Raw genomic sequence first — 549 nt, 5'->3', positions numbered from 1 at the left:
GAAAACTGACCCAGGTGTTCAACTGCTTCTGCTCAATTTTTGAGCAGGAGAACACAGGGTGATCAGTATGGAAATGATGGGCAAAATCCGCCGGATGTATTTCCGCGACAAGCTGTCGCTGCATGAGATAGCCAAGCGCACCGGGCTGGCGCGCAACACGATTCGCAAGTGGGTCAGAGCACCTGAGGCCAAGCCGCCGGTCTACCAACGCCGCGCGATCTTCAACAAACTCAGCCCTTTTCACGCCACGCTGGAGCAGGCGCTAAAAGCCGATTCGCTGCGGCCCAAGCAACAGCGGCGCAGTGCCAAGGCGCTGTTGGCGCAAATCAAAGCCGATGGTTATGACGGTGGCTACAGCCAGCTCACCGCGTTTATCCGTGCCTGGCGAGGGGGACAGGGCAAGGCGTCGCAGGCCTTTGTGCCGCTGACCTTTGCTCTTGGCGAGGCGTTTCAGTTTGACTGGAGCGAGGAAGGCTTGCTGGTCGGCGGCATTTACCGGCGTATGCAGGTGGCACATCTGAAGCTGTGTGCCAGCCGTGCGTTCTGGCT

General features: G+C 59.0%; 1 protein-coding gene. It reads left to right on the top strand.

All coding sequences use genetic code 11. From position 1 onward, the window contains the following. Positions 1–67: 67 nt before the first annotated feature. Positions 68–549 (top strand): IS21 family transposase (locus N5J71_RS22380; RefSeq protein ID WP_481787216.1); only part of this gene is annotated, 482 nt, incomplete at its 3' end.

Origin of the sequence: Ectopseudomonas oleovorans, assembly GCF_029845265.1 — a bacterium.
In the GTDB taxonomy this organism is placed as follows: Bacteria; Pseudomonadota; Gammaproteobacteria; order Pseudomonadales; family Pseudomonadaceae; genus Aquipseudomonas; species Aquipseudomonas oleovorans.
This window is presented reverse-complemented; position numbering and strand designations above follow the sequence as displayed.